Raw genomic sequence first — 1411 nt, forward strand, 5'->3', positions numbered from 1 at the left:
TTGGCTTTCTCTGCTGAATTTCACTATTGGCATTAAATTACTTGTTCTATATTTGCTTTTTTGATGTTATATTGTTTATATACAACCGAATTATATTCATTTGTGAAGGTACTTTCATAAGTGAGCGAAGATACAGGGAGAGACGTCGCCAAACTATCTACCCTGTCTTTTTCTTTTATTTCAAATGGTTTTTCTAAACCTCGAGAACTAAAATACATCTTTTCACCATACAATCGCTCATCATCTGTCTTTGTCATGTATTTACATACATAAGCACCTACATTATCAACCTTATCTATTTGATTGATTTTAACGAATCCATTACCCCATATTTCACCCAACTTTTTAGTCTTTATATACGGAGCATTGAACATAACTACATGATAGTGTATTGAACCCCTTTTTTGAAACTCGATTACTGCAACATACTGTAATTTATGATTTAAATAGCCCTCAAGACGTTGCTTAAACTTCTTAAACTCATAATTAGCCTTTTTAATATCAGTCACATTATCCATAAACGTCAGAGTCACAAACTTGCTGTATTGACCTATATTTGCATTTATCAGCCTTCTAACGTCACGTTTTGCCCTGTCCATAACCTTTTTCCTATTAACTTGCTTGTCCCCCTCAGAAGCGACTACAGACCTTCCTGAACTACTCTTCTTAAAATCAGTATAACCTTGTAAAACTGCATTTTTATACTCATAAATTTCAACTATATCTCCACTAATGACCACTTTTTTCTCATAACTTTTTAAAGAACTCAATCTTTACCACCCCCCATAAATACACGCTTTCAGCGGAACGAACCTATACTAAAAATCTGCTTATTAATCCCTATAATCAAGTTAAGTAGTAGGGGTCGCCCTTGGGTCGCCCTACGGCATACCCAAGAGCATCGACACCCCCAATATAACAATGCTTTAATTCACTGAAATTTTATTTCTGTAATTTTTCTTCAACCATTACATTTTTAAATAAATCAGCTAAAAAACCGTCATTTCCTGTAGCACCATAAACAAAACTATTAGCTCTTTCGACTTGATCAATCCATTGACCTAAAACAAACCCAACTATGCTTGATTTACTAACTCCATATCTTTCAGAGTAATTATCCAACCTGTCATTTAAAGTATCACTCAACATTACATTTATTCTCTTACTCATTTCAAACCTCCATTACATCACATTGATAATATATTACATCACATTGATAAACCTGTCAACCAAAATTTTACTTTTCCATACAAACCAAGCCAAGATTTATTCCAGTTTCCTTTTCCCTTGGGACCCTCGTCACTTTATATGTTTAGTCGGCTCTACGGAGGCACCTCGCTTTCGCTCTGATCCTCCTTCAAGCAGCCTAACATATGTGACCCCAAGAGAAAAGTTTTCCCGGCATAAAACC

The 1411-nt window shown here is 34.9% G+C and carries 2 protein-coding genes; both read right to left on the bottom strand.

The window, feature by feature from the left end; translation table 11 throughout:
• Nucleotides 1–32: 32 nt before the first annotated feature.
• The gene (locus bsdtw1_RS23370) at nucleotides 33–770 is read right to left on the bottom strand and encodes a rolling circle replication-associated protein (RefSeq protein ID WP_183280059.1); all 738 of its coding nucleotides are present in this window, start codon (nucleotides 768–770) and stop codon (nucleotides 33–35) included.
• A gap of 172 nt (nucleotides 771–942) precedes the next feature.
• Entirely contained in the window at nucleotides 943–1170 is a 228-nt protein-coding gene (locus tag bsdtw1_RS23375) for a ribbon-helix-helix domain-containing protein (RefSeq protein WP_183280060.1), read from the bottom strand.
• Between the last annotated feature and the right edge of the window lie 241 nt (nucleotides 1171–1411).

Source organism: Clostridium fungisolvens (assembly GCF_014193895.1).
Lineage (GTDB): Bacteria > Bacillota > Clostridia > Clostridiales > Clostridiaceae > Clostridium_AR > Clostridium_AR fungisolvens.